Origin of the sequence: Nocardia aurantiaca, from assembly GCF_009708175.1 — a bacterium.
Taxonomy (GTDB): Bacteria; Actinomycetota; Actinomycetes; order Mycobacteriales; family Mycobacteriaceae; genus Nocardia; species Nocardia aurantiaca.
The window spans coordinates 516,388-532,875 of the sequence record NZ_WMBB01000002.1 but is presented as its reverse complement, the minus strand read 5'-3'; the positions used below and the strand labels follow the sequence as shown (position 1 = coordinate 532,875).

The window sequence follows — 16,488 nt, the reverse complement described above, 5'->3', positions numbered from 1 at the left end:
CAGCGCTCAGGCCGCCGCGGAAGCCGCGGTGCCGATGCCCAGTGCCGCCAGGATCGCCGCGCTGGCCTGTTCCATCCGCGCCCGAATGCGCGGCCGTCGCAGCAGCGCCACCGCCCGCGCGGCCGCCAGCGCCAGCAGGATCATTTCGATTGCCGCGACACTGGATTCGATGGCCCCGAGCGTGAGCGTGTTCAGGAACGTCACCTGGGTCAGGAACTGGGGTAGCACCGCGAGATAGAACAACCCCACCTTCGGGTTGAAGACACATGACAGCAATCCGGCAGCGAACGCGGAGCGAATGGACGCCGCCTTGCCCTGCACCACCGCGGCATCCGCCTCGTCAGCCGCCTCGGCCCGCCCGCGCCGATGCGCCAGCAGCGCTCGAACCCCCAGGTACATCAGGTAGATTCCGCCGATCACCTTCAGTGTGCGATACGCGGTCGCCGACTGCTCCAGCAGCGCCGCGACTCCGGCCGCGACCACGGTCGCCCACACGATCCCGCCGAACGCCGATCCCACCGCCGCCGCGATCCCGGGCCGGGATCCGGCCATCGAGAAGCGCAGCACCAGAAAGGTATCCGGCCCCGGCGTGAGTGCGAGCAGCACACACAACCCCACGAAACTCAACAGCAGCGGAAAACTCATACCCTCCATGGCAACCCACGGCGCTACATCGGCGCAAGCCCGATTGCCGTGAGCAAGGCCGCTGACCAGCCCCCGACAGACAGGTCAGGACCGCGGCGTCCGACGCCGCCCACATACCCCAAGGTGACAAATGATTTCGCGCGGCCCGGGCAAACTCACCGGGTAGGTCCGAAAGCGTTTCGGCACCCAATCGGCGGCACGGGTGGCCAACACCGACGGCTCTGCGCCGCCCGCTAAGTACGCGAGGAGGCGGGAGAGTGCTCCGCAGCCAGCTCACGGAACATGTCGGTGTTCATGGTGAAGGCCCGTCGCGCCTCATCGAGCACGCGATCGACCTCGGGGCCGTCGAGAGGAAGCTGGTCGAGGGCCGCGCGGTACTCGCGCTTGAACGCGGCCGGATTGGCGATGCCCTCGAAGACGTAGAACCGGACGCCATCGCCTTTCTTGGGCAGATTCCACAGTTTCTCGGCGGTGCCGCGAATGACCTGGCCGCCGGAGAGATCGCCCAGGTAGCGGGTGTAATGGTGGACGACGTAGCCGGCCGGCCAGTCGCCGGCGCACTCCTCGATGCGGGCGGCGTAGGCGGCGGTGGCGGGCAACGCGGTCAGTTCATCGCGCCAGTTCTCACCGCCGAGGTGAGCCAGGTCGGCCTCGAGCGAGGCCAGCCGGGCCAGCTCGGGCTTGACGAACGGACCCGCGATGGCGTCGGAAGCCAGTGCGGCGGAGTGCTTTTCGAGGGCGGCATAGACGAACCAGAGCTGGGCGGTGTACCGATAGAAGGCCTCGACGCCGAGTTGCCCGGTCAGCAGGTCACGCATGAACGTGGAGTGTTCCGCCTCGTTGTGCTGCTGCTCGGTCGCGGCGCGAATGAGCGTCGAGAACGGGGCGCTGGTGTCCAACATGGTCGGCTCCTCATGGTCAACTCCAGGGGCACCCCACTTTGGCTACCCTAACTTCGACGTCGACCATACGCCCCAGCAACGATCTCGCGATTCCAACTTTGCGGCCCACCCGATCCAACTTTCGGACGATTTTTCCGATACGGTCGTGCCGTTCGTCACACCCTCTCAGCGGCCCTGAAGATCGTGTGCGGTCCGCCGCAGCGCGGCGGCGGCACGGGCGAAGTAGTCGAAGAGCACCTCGAGCTGTCGCGGCCCTCGAGCAACCTCGAATCTCGCTGCCCGGCATTGTGATTCCGGCATCGATCGACTTCGAGCGCGAAGACCTCGCGACCGCGCCGGCCGAATCCGGCTACCGCGCCGAGTCGAAGACGCTGTTCCTCTGGGAGGTCGTGCCCCGGCGCCCGACCGAGCAGGCCGTGCGCGCCACCTTCGAAACTCTCGCCACCGCGCCCGCCGGCGCCGTGATCTGCTACGTCCGGCCGGACTTTCTCGACGGTTCGAACCTGGACGATTGCCGTCTGCCCGCCGCAGATTCGTTGCCGGGCAAAGCATCTGGCGCCTCAAGCTCCACCTGATCAGGCGTCCGGACTGCTCGCCGAATACGGCCGGCGCGCGCTGGAAAAGGTCGGCGGCACGCAGTACGCCGAGCGCTTCCTCGCACCCGCGGCGCGAGGCGGCGAGCGGGTCCCGGACCTGGAACGATGCGTCCGGGCAACGAAAGCCTGAGCCTGACAGTCCGGTCCGGGAGGCTTGACAAGCGCGCGATGCGTCTGCCAATCTCTGCAACCAGGTAATGAGTATCAGCGTCAAGCCCCGGCTAGCTGGTCGGCAACCCTCCACCGCGGCGGGGTGCTCCGGGTGACTACCAGGCCGACGCCCAACCGGGCCCGGCAAGCGCGGACCCTCGATCGATTCTCTGCCGATCGTGTGTCCTTGATTCTGACGGGATTTCATGATGGCCGCTTTCGCCGACCAGACCTGCGCTCCGTTCGCCACCGTGTCCGGCTGTGACCTCCGGGTCCCGCTGGTCCAGGGCGGCACCACCACCTACGCCAACTTCGACTACGCCGCCAGCGCACCGGCATTGCAGCAGGTCACCGACCGGGTCGCGGACCTGCTGCCGTACTACGCCAGCGTGCACCGCGGCGCGGGCTACGCCTCCCGGATCTCCACCGACTGTTACGAGTCGGCCCGCGGCTCTGTCGCCCGCTTCCTGAACGCGGCCGACGACCAGGTGGTGGTCTTCACCCGCAACACCACCGACTCGCTGAACCTGCTCGCCTCCTGCGTGCCCGGCGACACCGTGGTGCTCGATGTCGAGCACCACGCCAACCTCCTGCCCTGGACCCGGCACGGCCGCCGGGTGGTGCCGATCGCGGACACCATCGAGGAGACCATCCAGCGCGTGGTCGCCGAGCTGTGCTCGAAACCCGCTGCGCTGCTGGCGGTTACGGGTGCCTCCAATGTGACCGGTGAGTTGCTGCCGCTGGAGCGGCTGGCCTGGATCGCGCACCAGTGCGGAACCCGCATCCTGGTGGACGCCGCCCAGCTGGCCCCGCACCGCCGCATCGACCTGCGTACCACCGGCATCGACTATCTGGCCTTCTCCGGCCACAAGGCGTACGCCCCGTTCGGCGCGGGCGTGCTGGTCGGCCGCCTGGACTGGCTGGACGCGGCCGAGCCGTACCTGGCCGGCGGCGGCGCGGTGCGCTCGGTCGCCGCCGACGGCGTCGAGTGGGCTCCCGCCCCGCAGCGCCACGAGGCCGGATCCCCGAACGTGCTGGGTGTGGCCGCCTTGGCCGCCGCCTGCGACGCGCTCGCCGAGCTGGACGAGACCACCCTCATCGAGCATGAGCAGTACCTCACGCACCGTCTGCGCTATGGCCTGAAAACCGTTCCGGGCGTGCACTTCCTGCGCGTGTGGCGGGACAGCGCCGACGCGGTCGGCATTGTCGCCTTCACCGTCGACGGCTTCGAGCCCGGTCAGGTGGCCGCCTATCTCTCCGCCGAGCACGGCATCGGGGTGCGCGACGGCCGCTTCTGCGCCCACCCGCTGCTGGCCCGCCTCGGCGTGGACGCCGCCCTGCGCGCCAGTATCGGACTGGGCACCACCACCGCCGATGTGGACCGTCTCATCGACGCCATCGCCACCCTGGTCGAGCGCGGCCCTGCCTGGAATTACGCCCGCACCGAAGGACATTGGAACCCGGTTCCCGAAACCCGCCCCTTCGGCACCTCGGCCGAGGGCGCGGCGCCCTGCGGTTTCTGAACAGGCCCGCGGAAGTTCAGGGCGACGCACCCGGGAATCCCTGGTCGGTCAGGGCACCAGGTAGCGGGCCGCGAGCTCCTCGACGAGCGGATCGTCCTCGGCCACCGCGTCGAGGGCGTCCAGATCGTCCTGGACCGAGAGCTGCCGGGTGTCCTCCTGCTCCCGATCCAGGGGCCCGTCCTCCTCGAGCTGCCGGAGCAGCTTCTCCCGCACGCGTTCCTTCAGCGAATCGCTCATATGCAGAGCATCCCCCGACTAAACCGGCGCGATCCAACTACCCCACGGCGTGTTCCGCACCACCGTGAAGACGACGAGAAAGGCCAGCGCCACCCACAGCGCATATCGGGGCAGCACCTGCGGTAGGCGCGGCGGCACCGGATTGCCTCGCCACCCGCGCACCAGCCACGTGGCCCACCAGGCGATGAAGCCCAGCGTCAACGGAAGCAACAGCACATTGCTGTGCACAGCGTCGAGGATCCGGCCATCGGTGAGGTTGTGCAGCCCGCGCAGTCCACCGCAGCCCGGACACCACCACCCGGTCAGCTCATAGAACGGACACACTCCATAGGCACCCTGCACATGCGGATCCCGGAAATGCAGCAGGGCCAGCCCGCCGGCCACCGCCCCACCGCTCAGCAGCGGTAGCCCGACGCCGAGCCACCGCGGGCGCGCGGGCGTTTCCATGACTGCTGCCGTGGTGTCCACGACCATCAACGGTAGCCGCACCACCGCCCACCTGCCAGGTCGCATCGGACTTCGCACCCCGGGAGAAGTCCTGTGCGCTTGGGTATGCTGCCCCGGCAATCGTTTTCGAGTTCGGGGGAATTCACTCATGTCACAGCAGCAAGGTGGCGGCAAGGCACGCGGCGCGGTGGCCGTGGTCGGCGCCATACTGATGATCATCGTCATCAGGGTCGGCGTCCGCCTCGTCGATCACGCCTTCGGCCTCGTCGGTCTGCTCGCCATCGTTCTCGTGGGCGTCGGCGTCTATGCCGCCCTCAGGAAGAAGCGGGAGAACGCACCGGCCGCCGCGCCCGCCTATACGCCGGCGCCGAGCCCCTACGACCAGGCGAACAGCCCTGGCCAGGCCTACCCGGCCCCGAGTGCCTCCTTCCCGCCGCCGGCGGGTGCACCCGGGCCCGACTACCTGCCGCCGCCGAGCGGTCCCGCCGCGCCGGGCTACGCGGCGCCGCTGTCCTATCCGCCCGCAGCGAATACCGTTCCGTCCCAAAGCCATTCCGGCATCACACCGGGTATGGTCCCGGGCTTCACGCCCGCACCTCAAGGTTACCCGTCCGCGCCGAACAATCCGGCGCCACAGCAGGATCACCCCGCACCGAACCAGCCGGGTTACGGCCGGCCCTCGAATCCATATGCGCCGCAGGGGTACCCGCCTCCGTCGGGCGGCTACCAGCAGCAGGGCTATCCGCAGCAGGGCGGTTACCACCAGCGGTAGTCCACCGCGTTCGCTCGTCGCAGGGCCCGTTCCGGATTCGATCCGGCGCGGGCCCTGCGCGTTCCGGCATCAGCGAACCGGCGCGCGCTCCACGGCCGGCGCGATGAGTACACCCGCGAGCATGTCCACGATTTCTCCCCACGCCACCGTATCCCCCGCGGTCACCCGCCCTGCCTCCACAGCCCGCTCATGATCGGCGAGCAGTGCGAAGAGCACCGTCGGCAGCGCGCGCAACCGCCGCAGCCGCAAGCGTTTCGGCAGCTCGGTGAGTTCCCGTTCGAGCTGCTGCATGATCACCCGCACCGAGGTGCGGCGTTCGGATTCCAGATTGGCGGCGTCGGTGACGGCCCTATGGGTGTGGATCTGTTCGAGAAACCGTGCGTAATGGTTGATTCCGTACCGTTCGCCGAGTTCGAGCATCGGAATGACCAGCGCCTCCAACAGGTCGTGCACGCTCGTCGCGCCGGCGGCCGCCTGTTCGGCCAGCAGTTCCAGCCGTCGCACTTCCAGGGTGGCCAGCCGGTGTTCGACCACAGCCTCGATGAGCCCGTCGCGAGAGCCGAAGTGGTACTGGATCGCCGAATTGTTCCGCTGGCCCGCCGCCGCGGCGATATCGCGCAGTGGCACCGCCTGACCGCGCTCGGCTATCAACTGTTCGGCCGCGAGAATGATGCGCTCGCGCGCGTCCGTCACTGCCACCCGCACTCCGTCACCGCTACCCGCTCCTCCTTGCCACAGTGTGCACTGTAGTCACTCACCAGCGGATAAAGAACTAATCCTTGACGGTTAAGAAATAATGCTTAAAGCTGCTTGTGACTACCATCACCCCAGAAGGACTGAATTCGCGATGATCCTGGACACCTTCCGACTGGACGGCCGCGTCGCCGTCGTGACCGGCGCGGGCCGCGGCATCGGCGCAGCCACCGCGCTCGCCCTCGCCGAGGCAGGCGCGGACGTAGCCATCTCGGCCCGCACCTCCGCCCAGCTCGACGAGGTGGCGGGCAAGATCCACGCGCTGGGCCGCCGCGCCATCACCGTCCCGGCGGACCTGTCGGACCTCTCCGCCGTCACCGCTCTGGCCGAGACCGCCGCCGCCGAACTCGGCCGCATCGACATCGTGGTCAACAATGTCGGCGGCACCATGCCGAACACCTTCCTCACCACCACCCCCGAATTCCTCGAAGAGGCATTCCGCTTCAATGTCTCCACCGCACACGTCCTCACCCGGGCCGCGGTGCCGCACATGCTGAAGAACGACGGCGGCTCGGTCGTCAATATCTCCTCGATGATGGGCCGCTCTCCCGGCCGCGGCTTTCTCGCCTACGGCACCGCCAAGGCGGCCCTCGCGCACTGGACCCGGCTGGCCGCCGCCGATCTGTCCCCGCGCATCCGGGTGAACGCCATCGCGGTCGGCTCGGTGCTCACCTCCGCACTGGAAGTCGTTGCGCAGCAACCGGAGATGAAGAAGCAGATGGAGGACGCCACTCCCCTGCACCGGCTCGGCGAGCCCTGGGAGATCGCCGCCGCCATCGTCTATCTGAGCTCCCGCGCGGGCGGCTACATCACCGGCAAGGTGCTCGAGGTGGACGGCGGCATCGTCGCACCCAACCTGGACCTGCCCATCCCCGACCTGTAATCCACCACGCCGCAGGAGTTTCCATGAAATACCGCGTAGTCCAGTGGAGCACCGGCAATGTCGGCCGCCGCGCCCTGCGCTCCATCATCGCCCGCCCCGAGCTCGATCTGGTCGGCGTCTGGGTTTCCAGCGCCGCGAAAGAGGGCAAGGACGCGGGCGAGCTTGCCGGTCTCGATCGCGAGATCGGCGTCACCGCAACCCAGGACGCCCAGGCGCTGCTGGCCCTGAAGCCCGACTGCATCGTCCACACCGCTATGGCCGACGACCGCCTGATGGAGGCGGTGGAGGATCTGAAGACATTCCTCCGCGCCGGCATCAATGTCGTCTCCTCCAGCCCCGTCTTCCTGCAGTACCCCTACGGCACCCTCCCCGATGAGGCCATCGCCCCGATCGTGGAGGCGGCCGAAGAGGGCGGAGCCTCCCTGTGGGTCAACGGCATCGACCCCGGCTGGGCCAATGATTGGCTGCCGCTGCTGCTGTCCAGCGGCTCCGAGCGCATCGACGCCATCGTCTGCTCGGAGATCATGGACTACTCGACCTACGACAATCCGAAGGTCCTGTTCGACATCATGGGCTTCGGCAGCGCCCTCGACGACCTGCCGCTACTGCTCCAGCCCGGCGTCCTCACCCTGGCCTGGGGCAGCGTCATCCGCCAGCTGGCCGCGGCCCTCGACATCGAGCTCGACTCCGTGACACAGCATTTCGAGCGACTCCCGGCGCCCGGACCGCTCACCGTCGGCAGCCGGACCATCGCCGAGGGCACCGCGGCGGCTCTGCGCTTCCAAGTTCACGGCATCAGCGCGGGCCGCGAGGTCCTCACCCTCGAACACGTCACCCGCCTGCACCCCGACCTGGCCCCCGACTGGCCCCAACCGGCCGGAAAGGGTTGCTACCGAGTGGAAGTCAAGGGCGAACCCGACTACCTCCTCGACCTCCAGCTCTACAGCAACGGCGACCATGCCGAAGCCGGCGTCGTCGGCACGGCCGCCCGCCTGGTCAGCGCCATCCCCGCGGTGGTCCAATCCCGCCCCGGCCTCCTGACCGCCATGGATCTCCCCCTGACCACCGGCCGCGGCCTGGTCTCCTGATCCAGCGACGACAAAAGGTGAGGACCGTCAACGGTCCTCACCTTTCCCTTTGAGCCGCCTGGGGGAATCGAACCCCCGACCTTTTCATTACGAGTGAAGCGCTCTACCGACTGAGCTAAGGCGGCGTGCCTTCCGGCGGTGCGAGTCTATCGTCTCGCGCCCGAATCGCGAAAACGGGAGCTCGCGGTGACCGGGGACACGCCGTGGTCAGGCGGAACGGGCCGCCATCAGGGCCGCGACCATGGCGGCCAGGGCGAAGCGGGGCTTCACATTGGTCTCGAGGGCCTCGCGGCAGTCGAGGACCGCTTGGATGGAGAGCAGCAGGCCTTCGGGGCGAACGTCGCTCGCGAGTTCGCGGATCTGGTCGGCCATATCCGGGTGAGTGAGGGGGACACCCGACGACGAATCCGTGGTGGCCGCGCCGAAGCGGACCGCGAGCGCGTCCCGGTACAGGCCCGCGACATCGATCAAGGCCCGGTCCAGGGCGTCGCGTCCGGTGCGGGTGGCTCGCGACTTCTGGCGTTTCTCCAGATCTTTCAGCGCACCAGCGGAACCACGGGTGGCCGAGGCGGTGCCCTTACCGGTACCGCCCGCGCCCAGCGCGGTGGCCAGTTCCTCGCGTTCTTTTTCATCGCGCTCGGCGCTGACCTGCTTGGCTTCGTCATCGGCCGACTTCACCAATTCGTCGGCGGCCGCGTAGGCCGCCGCGGGCCGTGCCGTCGCCGCGACCAGTGCCAGCGCTCGCTTGCGCCGGGCCCGGGCCTGATCGTCGGTGGCCAGCCGCCGGGCCCGGCCGACATGTCCGCCGCTGATCGAAGCCGCCCACCCCGCGGTCTTCTGGTCCAGCCCATCACGTTCATGCAGCACCCGGGCAATGGAATCCACCGACGGCGTCGCCAAGTGCACGTGCCGGCACCGCGATCGCAGCGTCACCGAGATATCCTCGGGATCCACCGAGGGCGCGCACAGCAGGAATACGGTCCGTTCCGGCGGCTCCTCCACCACCTTGAGCAGCACATTGCCCGCAGCCTCGGTCAACCGGTCGGCGTCCTCGACCACGACCACCTGCCAACGCCCGGTGCTGGGTCGCCGCGACGCCACCTGCACGATCTCACGCATCTCCTTGGTGCCGATGCTCAACCCCTCCGGCACCACGCGTCGCACGTCGCCGTGCGTCCCGGCCATGGTGGTCGTGCACGCGTGACACCGCCCGCACCCGGGCGTCCCCTCGGCCGTGCACTGCAAGGCCGCCGCGAAGCACAGCGCCGCCACCGACCGCCCCGATCCGGGCGGCCCGGTGAACAACCACGAATGCGTCATGGCCGACGACGACCCGGCCCCACCCCGCGCCGCCACCGCCGCAGCCGTCAGCTCGGACTCGACCGCACCCTGGCCGACCAGCCGATCGAAGACACCCGCCACGCCGACCACCTTAGCCGCCGGGCGCGACAGCCCGGCCGAGAGTCAGTTCGCGCGCTGATAGGTCGTGTTCGCGCCGTCCAAAGCCTCGCGAATGATGTCCGCGTGCCCCGAGTGGTGCGCGATCTCCCGCAGGATGTGCAGCAGGATGTAGCGCACGGTCAGCCACTGCCGCTCCGGCGCCCACGGCGCGGTCGGTGTCGGCACCGAATCCTCCAGGTTGGGTAGCTCGCGGATCAGCTTGGTGGTGTGCTCGGCCACCGTCTCCCACTCGGCCAGCAGCCCCGCGACCGTCTGCTCGGGGTCCAGCCGGTACTCCGAATCCATTCGGGAGACATCGAATTCGGAGTTCGGATCGCGCTCGACGAGGATGGTGGTCCAGTGCCGCTCGACATTCACGGCGTGATTGAGCAGACCGCCGAGGGTGAGTTCACTGACCGTGGTGCGCTGGCGCGCCTGCTCGTCGTCGATACCGCGGACGGTGATCCGGAAGAGCTCGCGCTGGCTGTCGAGGATCTTGATCAATTCTTCACGCTCGTGATCGACGGTCATCGAATGTCCTTCCGCTGGTGCGTGTTCCGGATTACACGCTACGGCAGGGCACCGACACGAACACTGCCTGAAACGTGGAGCGCTCCCGCCGCGGCGGGAGCGCTCCACGTGCGTCGATCAGGACTGTGCCGACGCGGTGGACTTCTTGGCCGCCGTCTTCTTGACCGGGGTCTTCTTCGCCGCGGCCTTCTTGGTCGTGACGCCGTCGGCCGTCTTTGCCGCCGCCTTCTTCGCGGCCGCCTTCTTGACCACGGTCTTGGCCACCGCGGTCTTCTTCGCGGCGGCCTTCTTGGCCGTCTTCTTCGCGGCCTTCTTCACCGGCCCGCGCGCCCGCCGATCCGCCAGCAGTTCCGAGGCCCGCGCATCGGTGATGGACTCGACCTCGTCACCCTTGCGCAGGCTGGCATTGGTCTCACCGTCGGTGACATACGGGCCGAACCGCCCATCCTTGATCACCATCGGCTTCTCCGACACCGGGTCCACACCCAGCTCGCGCAGCGGCGGCGCGCTCGCCGACTGCCCGCCGCGCCGCTTGGGCTCGGCGTAGATCTTGAGCGCGTCCTCGAGCGACACCGTGAAGATCTGCTCCTCGTCGGCGAGCGAGCGCGAATCCGTGCCCTTCTTCAGGTACGGCCCGTACCGCCCGTTCTGCGCGGTGATCTCGTCCCCGGAGGTGGGGTCCACACCCACCACACGCGGCAGCGACAGCAGCCTCAGCGCCTCCTCGAGCGTCACCGACTCCACGCTCATGGACTTGAACAGCGAGCCCGTGCGCGGCTTCGGCTTGTCGGCCGCCTTCTTCGTGGTCTTCTTCGCGCCGGTGTCCACCTCTTCCACCGGCTCCGGCAGCACCTCGGTGACGTATGGCCCGAAACGCCCTTCCTTGGCGACGATTTCGTGTCCGGTCGCCGGATCGATGCCCAGCGAGCGGCCCTCCTGCGGCGTCGCGAACAGCTTCTCCGCGACCTCTGGGGTCAGCTCATCCGGCGGCAGATCGTCGGGCAGGTTGGCACGCTGCGATACCGGATTGCCTTCCGGATCATCGGGATTGGCGACCATGCGCTCCAGGTACGGCCCGAACTTGCCGACCCGCACCACCACATCGCGACCATCGGCATCGCTGAACAGCTTGATGGAGTTGACTTCTCGCGCGTCGATATCGTCGAGCCGTTCGCCCACCATTCTTTTCAGGCCGCCCGATCGCGCCACTGAACCCTCGGCGCCGTGATCGCCGCCGAAATAGAAGGAGGACAGCCAGTTTCCGCGCTGCTCGCGGCCACCGGCGATGGCATCGAGGTCGTCCTCCATGGCCGCGGTGAAGTCGAAGTCCACCAGCCGCCCGAAGTGGTCCTCCAGCAGCCCGATCACCGCGAAAGCCACCCACGATGGCACCAGCGCACTGCCGCGCTTGTACACGTATCCCCGGTCGAGGATCGTCTTGATGATCGAGGAGTAGGTGGAAGGACGGCCGATGCCGAGGTCTTCCAGTGCCTTGATGAGCGAGGCTTCGGTGAATCGCGCGGGCGGATTGGTGGTGTGCCCATCCGGCGCCAGTTCGATGGCCGTCACGCCCTGGCCCTCGGTCAGCGCCGGCAGCCGCGATTCGGCGTCATCGGACTGGCCGCCCGCCTCCTCGTCGACACTCTCCACATACGCCTTGAGAAAGCCCGCGAAGGTGATGGTCCGGCCCGATGCCGAGAACACACATTCCTCACCGGTATTCGCGATACCGGTAATGCGCACCGTCAGCGTGGTGCCGCGGGCGTCGGCCATCTGCGAGGCCACCGTGCGCTGCCAGATCAGCTCGTACAAACGGAATTCGTCGCCATCGAGCTTGGAATGCAACTGTCCCGGCGTGGCGAAGGTGTCACCCGCGGGACGAATGGCCTCGTGCGCCTCCTGCGCATTCTTGACCTTGCGGTTGTACTGCCGTGGCGTGGGGCTCACATATTCCGCGCCGTACAACTGCGTGGCCTGCGCCCGCGCCGCGCGAATCGCCGACTCCGACAGGGTCGTGGAGTCGGTACGCATATAAGTGATGTAGCCGTTCTCGTACAACCGCTGCGCCACCCGCATGGTGCGCTCGGAGGTGAAACGCAGCTTGCGTCCCGCCTCCTGCTGCAGCGTCGAGGTCATGAACGGTGCGTACGGCTTTCGCGTGTACGGCTTGGATTCCACCGAGGTAACCGTGAGATCCACCCCGTGCAGCGATTCCGCCAGCCGCTGCGCATATCCGGAATCCAGTACGACAACACCCTGCGATTTCAGCTGGCCATCGGATCCGAAATCCCGACCGGTCGCGACACGAGCACCCTCGACGCTGACCAGCCGTGCACCGAAAATCCGCGGATTCCCGCCGTTCTCCTCACCGCCGGCATCCAGCTTCGCCGCGATATCCCAGTACTCCGCGGACCGGAACGCCATGCGCTCCCGCTCCCGCTGCACGATGACGCGCGTCGCGACCGACTGCACCCGGCCCGCCGACAGCCGCGGCATGACCTTCTTCCACAGCACCGGCGACACCTCGTAGCCGTAGAGCCGGTCCAGGATGCGCCGCGTCTCCTGCGCATCGACCAGGTCCTTGTCCAGCTCACGGGTATCGGCCGCGGCGGCCTGGATGGCGGGCTCGGTGATCTCATGGAACACCATGCGCCGCACCGGCACCTTGGGCTTGAGCGTTTCCAGCAGGTGCCAGGCGATGGCCTCGCCCTCGCGGTCGGGGTCGGTGGCGAGGTAGAGCTCGTCGGCGTCGGCCAGCAGGGTCTTCAGCTCGCTGACCTTCCCCTTCTTATCGGGGCTGACCACATAGATGGGCTCGAAATCGTGATCGACATCCACGCCGAGCCTGGCCCACTGCTGTCCTTTGTATTTGGCGGGCACATCCGCCGCGCCGCGCGGCAGGTCCCGAATATGGCCGACCGACGCCTCCACGACATAGCCGCGGCCCAGGTAAGGGGCGATCTTCTTGGCCTTCGTCGGCGACTCGACAATCACGAGACGACGCAGGGAACGGCCCTGGTCGGGCGCTGCCTGGGAGTTCGGCGCTGCACCGCGGTCTCGTGTTGCCACCGGCGAACACACCTTTCGTCTCGATCCGCGTCGGCGCTGGTGTTACGCGCTATACGCGGCTGGGGCAAACGGCTGCGATGTCCGATATCGCTGCCAGCAACGTTTATACCGTGTTCGAAGGCCGCGGCTCGTGCGCGGCGACGATGTAGCCCCTGATCGTGATCGAGTGTAATGGGTCAAGATATGGGTCGTCCCCCACCGCCATGGGCGGTGGGGGACGGATACCTTCGGGAGGGCTCGCTCAGAGCGCCCGAACACCGGTGGCCTGCGGGCCCTTGGTGCCCTGGCCAACCTCGAACTCGACCTTCTGGTTCTCCTCGAGGGTACGGAAGCCCGTGCCCTGGATCTCGGAGTAGTGGACGAAGACGTCAGCGGAGCCGTCCTCGGGCGCGATGAAGCCGAACCCCTTCTCCGCGTTGAACCACTTCACAGTTCCCTGTGCCATTCTGTTCCTTCTCTTTCCATACCGGAACGGCGGACAACGAGGTTCGTCCACCGGGTCCGTTCCGACCGCTGTACTCTGTTCCCCCTGCAGGAAAGCACCCAGTACACCGTTCGCAACATCGATCCTGCTGATGGTTTGGACTTTCGATCCGTTCCCTCGAACACAGAAGCTTGCGACCAGGAACCAGTGAACCATGTCTTCCGGCAATTCAACAGCGAAGTTACCCACAATTTGCAAAAAACTTGATCTTGCGAATGCGCAGGTGAGGGGCATAATGCCCAAATCCGTACTTGAAGTTGGTTTGCTTCCAGATAACAGAGCGAGCATCTGGCAAACCGGGTGTGAGCCGGGTCGCTACTCGGTAGTGAAATGGCAGGTAGAGCACCAAGCGCACACACGTTTCGCACCCCTTGGGCGTGTCGCGGTGACGCTTCGATGAATGGCGGAGATCCGGCGCGGCGATCCGGAGACAACAGCGACATCCGCTACGGGAGATCGTTGCTGAATCGTGTCCTAAACAGCCCTATTTCAGGTGATTCCCGCCTCACCCATGTCAGCGAGCTACCGCCCCGCGCGGCGCAGGTCACGAAATGGCCCGAATGGACATCTCCGGATGTCATCGCCGCAGTTCAGGCGGCCGGAATCACAGAGCCCTGGAGCCACCAGAGCCGGGCCGCGGACCTGGCCGCGGCGGGGCGGCACGTGGTGGTGTCGACGGGGACGGCGTCGGGGAAGTCGCTGGCATATCAGCTGCCGGTTTTGACTGCGCTGCAAGCGGATCCGCGGGCCACGGCGCTGTATCTGTCGCCGACCAAGGCGCTCGGGGCCGATCAGCTGCGCACGGTCAACGAGCTGACCAGCGAGGACCCGCTGCGCAATATTTATCCCGCGCCCTATGACGGCGACACGCCGGCGGAGATCCGGCAGTGGGTGCGGGCGCACGCACGGTGGGTGTTCACCAACCCGGACATGCTGCACGTCGGAATGCTGCGGTCGCATCAGCGCTGGGCACGGCTGCTGCGGCAGCTCAAATACGTCGTGGTCGACGAATGTCATGTCTACCGCGGTGTTTTCGGCTCACACGTGGCGCTGGTACTGCGACGGCTACGGCGACTCGCCGAGCGGTACGGGGCGGATCCGGTGTTCGTGCTGTGCTCGGCGACCACGGCCGAACCGGCCGCCACCGCCGAAAAGCTGATCGGCGCGCCGTGCATCGCGGTCACCGACGACGGGTCGCCACAGGGCGCGCGGACCGTGGCGCTATGGGAGCCGCCGCTCCTCGGCGGCGGCGTGACCGGGGAAAACGGTGCGGCCGTGCGGCGTTCGGCCGGGGCCGAGGCCGCTACCGTCATGGCGGATCTCGTGGTCCAGGGCGCCCGCACGCTGACCTTCGTGCGGTCGCGACGCGGCGCCGAGCTGGTCGCCATGGACACGCGGCGGCTGCTGGCGGACGTGAATACCGAGCTGCCCGGGCGTGTCGCGGCCTATCGGGCCGGGTATCTGGCCGAGGACCGGAGGGCGCTGGAGGCGGCGCTGTCGGAGGGCTCGCTGCTGGGCGCGGCCACCACGAACGCCCTGGAGCTGGGCGTGGACATCGCGGGGCTGGATGCCGTTGTGGTGGCGGGATATCCGGGGACGGTGGCCTCGTTCTGGCAGCAGGCCGGGCGCGCCGGGCGACGCACGCAGGGATCGTTGGTGCTGCTCATCGCGCGGGACGATCCGCTGGACACCTACCTCGTGCACCATCCGGAGGCGCTGCTCGGGCGGCCGCTCGAGGCCACCATCACCGACCCGCACAACCCCTACGTGCTCGGGCCACACCTGCTGTGCGCGGCCCTGGAACAGCCGCTCAGCGATACCGAGGTGCATGCCTTCCAAGCCTGGGAACTGCTGTCCGACCTGGCCGAACAGGGTCTGATCCGGCGGCGCGCGGGCGTGGCGCGGGACGGGTCGGCGCGCTGGTTCGTGACCGCCGACGCGCATCCGCACGACGCGGTGGACGTGCGCGGCGGCATCGGCACGGCGGTGGCCGTGGTGGACGGCGAGTCGGGCCGCATGCTGGGCACCACCGATGCCGGGCGCGCCCCCGCCACGCTGCATCCCGGCGCGGTGCACCTTCATCAGGGCGAGAGCTATGTGGTCGACGAGCTGGATCTGGAGGAGGGCGTCGCGCTGGTGCACGCCGACACACCGGGGTGGAGCACCAGCGCGCGGGCGGTCACCTCGCTGGAAATCGAGGCGGTGACCGAGGAACGCCGTTACGGCTCGGTGACGACGGCTTTGGCGCAGGTGCTGGTCACCCGCCAGGTGGTCGGCTACCTGCGCCGACTGCCCAGCGGCGAGGTGCTGGACATGGTGCCGCTGGACCTGCCGGCGCAGATCCTGCCCACCCGGGCCGTCTTCTACACGGTCACCCCGGATCTCCTGGCCCGAGCGGGTATCGACGCGGGACGGGCCGGGGGCGCCCTGCACGCGGCCGAACACGCGGCGATCGGCATGCTCCCGCTGGTGGCGACCTGCGATCGATGGGATATCGGCGGCGTGTCGACCGCCGAGCACACCGATACCGGGCTGCCCACGGTGTTCGTCTACGACGGGCATCCGGGCGGGGCGGGCTTCGCCGAGCGCGGTTTCCTCCAGCTGCGGCACTGGTTGACCGCCACACTGGGCGCCATCGACTCGTGCGCATGCGCGAACGGATGCCCGTCCTGCGTGCAGTCACCCAAGTGCGGGAACGGCAACAACCCGCTGGACAAGGCCGGTGCCGCACGGCTTTTGCGGGCCGTGCTGGCCGAACTCGGGGAAGGTGACGACGACCGTTCCGAACCGTGACGCCGCCGTCGCCGCAACGACATCGGAGCGCCATCCGACCAACCGGTCGGCGTCGTCAACTGGTTGATATCGGGCGGAATCCGGATGCCCAGGGTTGGCGGCGACACGCCGAGAGCCCACGTCGAATAAAAAGGGATGCAATCCTGTTAACCGATAGATTGCTCTGATCGATAAT

The 16,488-nt window shown here is 67.9% G+C and carries 15 protein-coding genes, 1 tRNA gene and 1 riboswitch; of the genes, 6 read left to right on the top strand and 10 right to left on the bottom strand.

Going from position 1 to position 16,488, the window contains the following annotated elements:
• Positions 1-6: 6 nt before the first annotated feature.
• Both GLP40_RS05730 and GLP40_RS05725 read right to left on the bottom strand, forming a co-directional pair.
• The gene (locus GLP40_RS05730; protein WP_154786715.1) at positions 7-645 is read right to left on the bottom strand and encodes a LysE family translocator; all 639 of its coding nucleotides are present in this window, start codon (positions 643-645) and stop codon (positions 7-9) included.
• 233 nt (positions 646-878) lie between these two features.
• Positions 879-1,547, bottom strand: a complete 669-nt coding sequence (locus GLP40_RS05725; protein WP_196054531.1) for a biliverdin-producing heme oxygenase — start codon at positions 1,545-1,547, stop codon at positions 879-881.
• A 287-nt stretch (positions 1,548-1,834) separates the two neighbouring features.
• Here GLP40_RS05725 and GLP40_RS05720 point away from each other — a divergent pair, with 287 nt between their 5' ends.
• Both GLP40_RS05720 and GLP40_RS05715 read left to right on the top strand, forming a co-directional pair.
• Complete coding sequence (locus GLP40_RS05720; RefSeq protein WP_154786714.1) at positions 1,835-2,122, top strand: class I SAM-dependent methyltransferase; 288 nt, start codon at positions 1,835-1,837, stop codon at positions 2,120-2,122.
• Between the two features lie 214 nt (positions 2,123-2,336).
• Positions 2,337-2,450, top strand: a riboswitch (SAM riboswitch).
• 52 nt (positions 2,451-2,502) lie between these two features.
• Entirely contained in the window at positions 2,503-3,816 is a 1,314-nt protein-coding gene (locus GLP40_RS05715; RefSeq protein ID WP_154786713.1) for an aminotransferase class V-fold PLP-dependent enzyme, read from the top strand.
• 48 nt (positions 3,817-3,864) lie between these two features.
• Here the strand turns inward: GLP40_RS05715 and GLP40_RS05710 are convergent, their stop codons facing one another.
• Positions 3,865-4,053: a hypothetical protein gene (locus GLP40_RS05710; RefSeq protein ID WP_154786712.1), complete on the bottom strand. Its 189-nt coding sequence runs from the start codon at positions 4,051-4,053 to the stop codon at positions 3,865-3,867.
• A gap of 18 nt (positions 4,054-4,071) precedes the next feature.
• Positions 4,072-4,527 carry a DUF2752 domain-containing protein gene (locus tag GLP40_RS05705; RefSeq protein WP_407671540.1) on the bottom strand — a complete coding sequence of 152 codons (456 nt, stop codon included), beginning with the start codon at positions 4,525-4,527 and terminating at the stop codon, positions 4,072-4,074.
• Between the two features lie 121 nt (positions 4,528-4,648).
• Here GLP40_RS05705 and GLP40_RS05700 point away from each other — a divergent pair, with 121 nt between their 5' ends.
• Complete coding sequence (locus GLP40_RS05700) at positions 4,649-5,272, top strand: hypothetical protein (RefSeq protein WP_154786711.1); 624 nt, start codon at positions 4,649-4,651, stop codon at positions 5,270-5,272.
• A gap of 69 nt (positions 5,273-5,341) precedes the next feature.
• Here the strand turns inward: GLP40_RS05700 and GLP40_RS05695 are convergent, their stop codons facing one another.
• Positions 5,342-5,971 (bottom strand): TetR family transcriptional regulator, encoded by a 630-nt coding sequence (locus GLP40_RS05695; protein ID WP_196054530.1) that lies wholly within the window; start codon positions 5,969-5,971, stop codon positions 5,342-5,344.
• 148 nt (positions 5,972-6,119) lie between these two features.
• On the opposite strand from GLP40_RS05695, the gene GLP40_RS05690 reads away from it, so the two are divergent.
• Both GLP40_RS05690 and GLP40_RS05685 read left to right on the top strand, forming a co-directional pair.
• On the top strand, positions 6,120-6,908 hold the full coding sequence (locus tag GLP40_RS05690; RefSeq protein WP_154786709.1) for an SDR family oxidoreductase: 789 nt from the start codon (positions 6,120-6,122) through the stop codon (positions 6,906-6,908).
• A 23-nt stretch (positions 6,909-6,931) separates the two neighbouring features.
• Positions 6,932-7,996 carry an NAD(P)H-dependent amine dehydrogenase family protein gene (locus GLP40_RS05685; protein ID WP_154786708.1) on the top strand — a complete coding sequence of 355 codons (1,065 nt, stop codon included), beginning with the start codon at positions 6,932-6,934 and terminating at the stop codon, positions 7,994-7,996.
• Between the two features lie 52 nt (positions 7,997-8,048).
• On the opposite strand, the gene GLP40_RS05680 is transcribed toward GLP40_RS05685, so the two are convergent.
• The 5 genes from GLP40_RS05680 to GLP40_RS05660 form a co-directional block, all read right to left on the bottom strand.
• A tRNA-Thr gene (locus tag GLP40_RS05680) sits at positions 8,049-8,121 on the bottom strand.
• 82 nt (positions 8,122-8,203) lie between these two features.
• Entirely contained in the window at positions 8,204-9,418 is a 1,215-nt protein-coding gene (locus GLP40_RS05675; protein WP_328289732.1) for a DNA polymerase III subunit delta', read from the bottom strand.
• A 42-nt stretch (positions 9,419-9,460) separates the two neighbouring features.
• On the bottom strand, positions 9,461-9,967 hold the full coding sequence (locus GLP40_RS05670) for a DinB family protein (RefSeq protein ID WP_154786706.1): 507 nt from the start codon (positions 9,965-9,967) through the stop codon (positions 9,461-9,463).
• Positions 9,968-10,084: 117 nt separating this feature from the next.
• A complete protein-coding gene (gene topA, locus GLP40_RS05665) occupies positions 10,085-12,961 on the bottom strand; it encodes a type I DNA topoisomerase (RefSeq protein WP_328289776.1) in 2,877 nt (958 codons plus the stop codon).
• Between the two features lie 316 nt (positions 12,962-13,277).
• On the bottom strand, positions 13,278-13,481 hold the full coding sequence (locus GLP40_RS05660) for a cold-shock protein (protein ID WP_033089373.1): 204 nt from the start codon (positions 13,479-13,481) through the stop codon (positions 13,278-13,280).
• Between the two features lie 435 nt (positions 13,482-13,916).
• Between GLP40_RS05660 and GLP40_RS05655 the strand changes: the two genes are divergently transcribed.
• A complete protein-coding gene (locus GLP40_RS05655) occupies positions 13,917-16,313 on the top strand; it encodes a DEAD/DEAH box helicase (protein WP_154786705.1) in 2,397 nt (798 codons plus the stop codon).
• Positions 16,314-16,488 lie beyond the last annotated feature (175 nt).

Excerpts from the sequence above, each read along its gene's own strand:
- GLP40_RS05700 (WP_154786711.1), top strand. The coding sequence starts at position 4,649 with ATGTCACAGCAGCAAGGTGGCGGCAAGGCACGCGGCGCGGTGGCCGTG.
- GLP40_RS05715 (WP_154786713.1), top strand. The coding sequence starts at position 2,503 with ATGGCCGCTTTCGCCGACCAGACCTGCGCTCCGTTCGCCACCGTGTCC.
- GLP40_RS05655 (WP_154786705.1), top strand. The coding sequence starts at position 13,917 with ATGAATGGCGGAGATCCGGCGCGGCGATCCGGAGACAACAGCGACATC.
- GLP40_RS05725 (WP_196054531.1), bottom strand. The coding sequence starts at position 1,547 with ATGTTGGACACCAGCGCCCCGTTCTCGACGCTCATTCGCGCCGCGACC.
- GLP40_RS05685 (WP_154786708.1), top strand. The coding sequence starts at position 6,932 with ATGAAATACCGCGTAGTCCAGTGGAGCACCGGCAATGTCGGCCGCCGC.
- GLP40_RS05730 (WP_154786715.1), bottom strand. The coding sequence starts at position 645 with ATGAGTTTTCCGCTGCTGTTGAGTTTCGTGGGGTTGTGTGTGCTGCTC.
- GLP40_RS05660 (WP_033089373.1), bottom strand. The coding sequence starts at position 13,481 with ATGGCACAGGGAACTGTGAAGTGGTTCAACGCGGAGAAGGGGTTCGGC.
- GLP40_RS05710 (WP_154786712.1), bottom strand. The coding sequence starts at position 4,053 with ATGAGCGATTCGCTGAAGGAACGCGTGCGGGAGAAGCTGCTCCGGCAG.
- GLP40_RS05705 (WP_407671540.1), bottom strand. The coding sequence starts at position 4,527 with ATGGTCGTGGACACCACGGCAGCAGTCATGGAAACGCCCGCGCGCCCG.
- GLP40_RS05670 (WP_154786706.1), bottom strand. The coding sequence starts at position 9,967 with ATGACCGTCGATCACGAGCGTGAAGAATTGATCAAGATCCTCGACAGC.
- GLP40_RS05690 (WP_154786709.1), top strand. The coding sequence starts at position 6,120 with ATGATCCTGGACACCTTCCGACTGGACGGCCGCGTCGCCGTCGTGACC.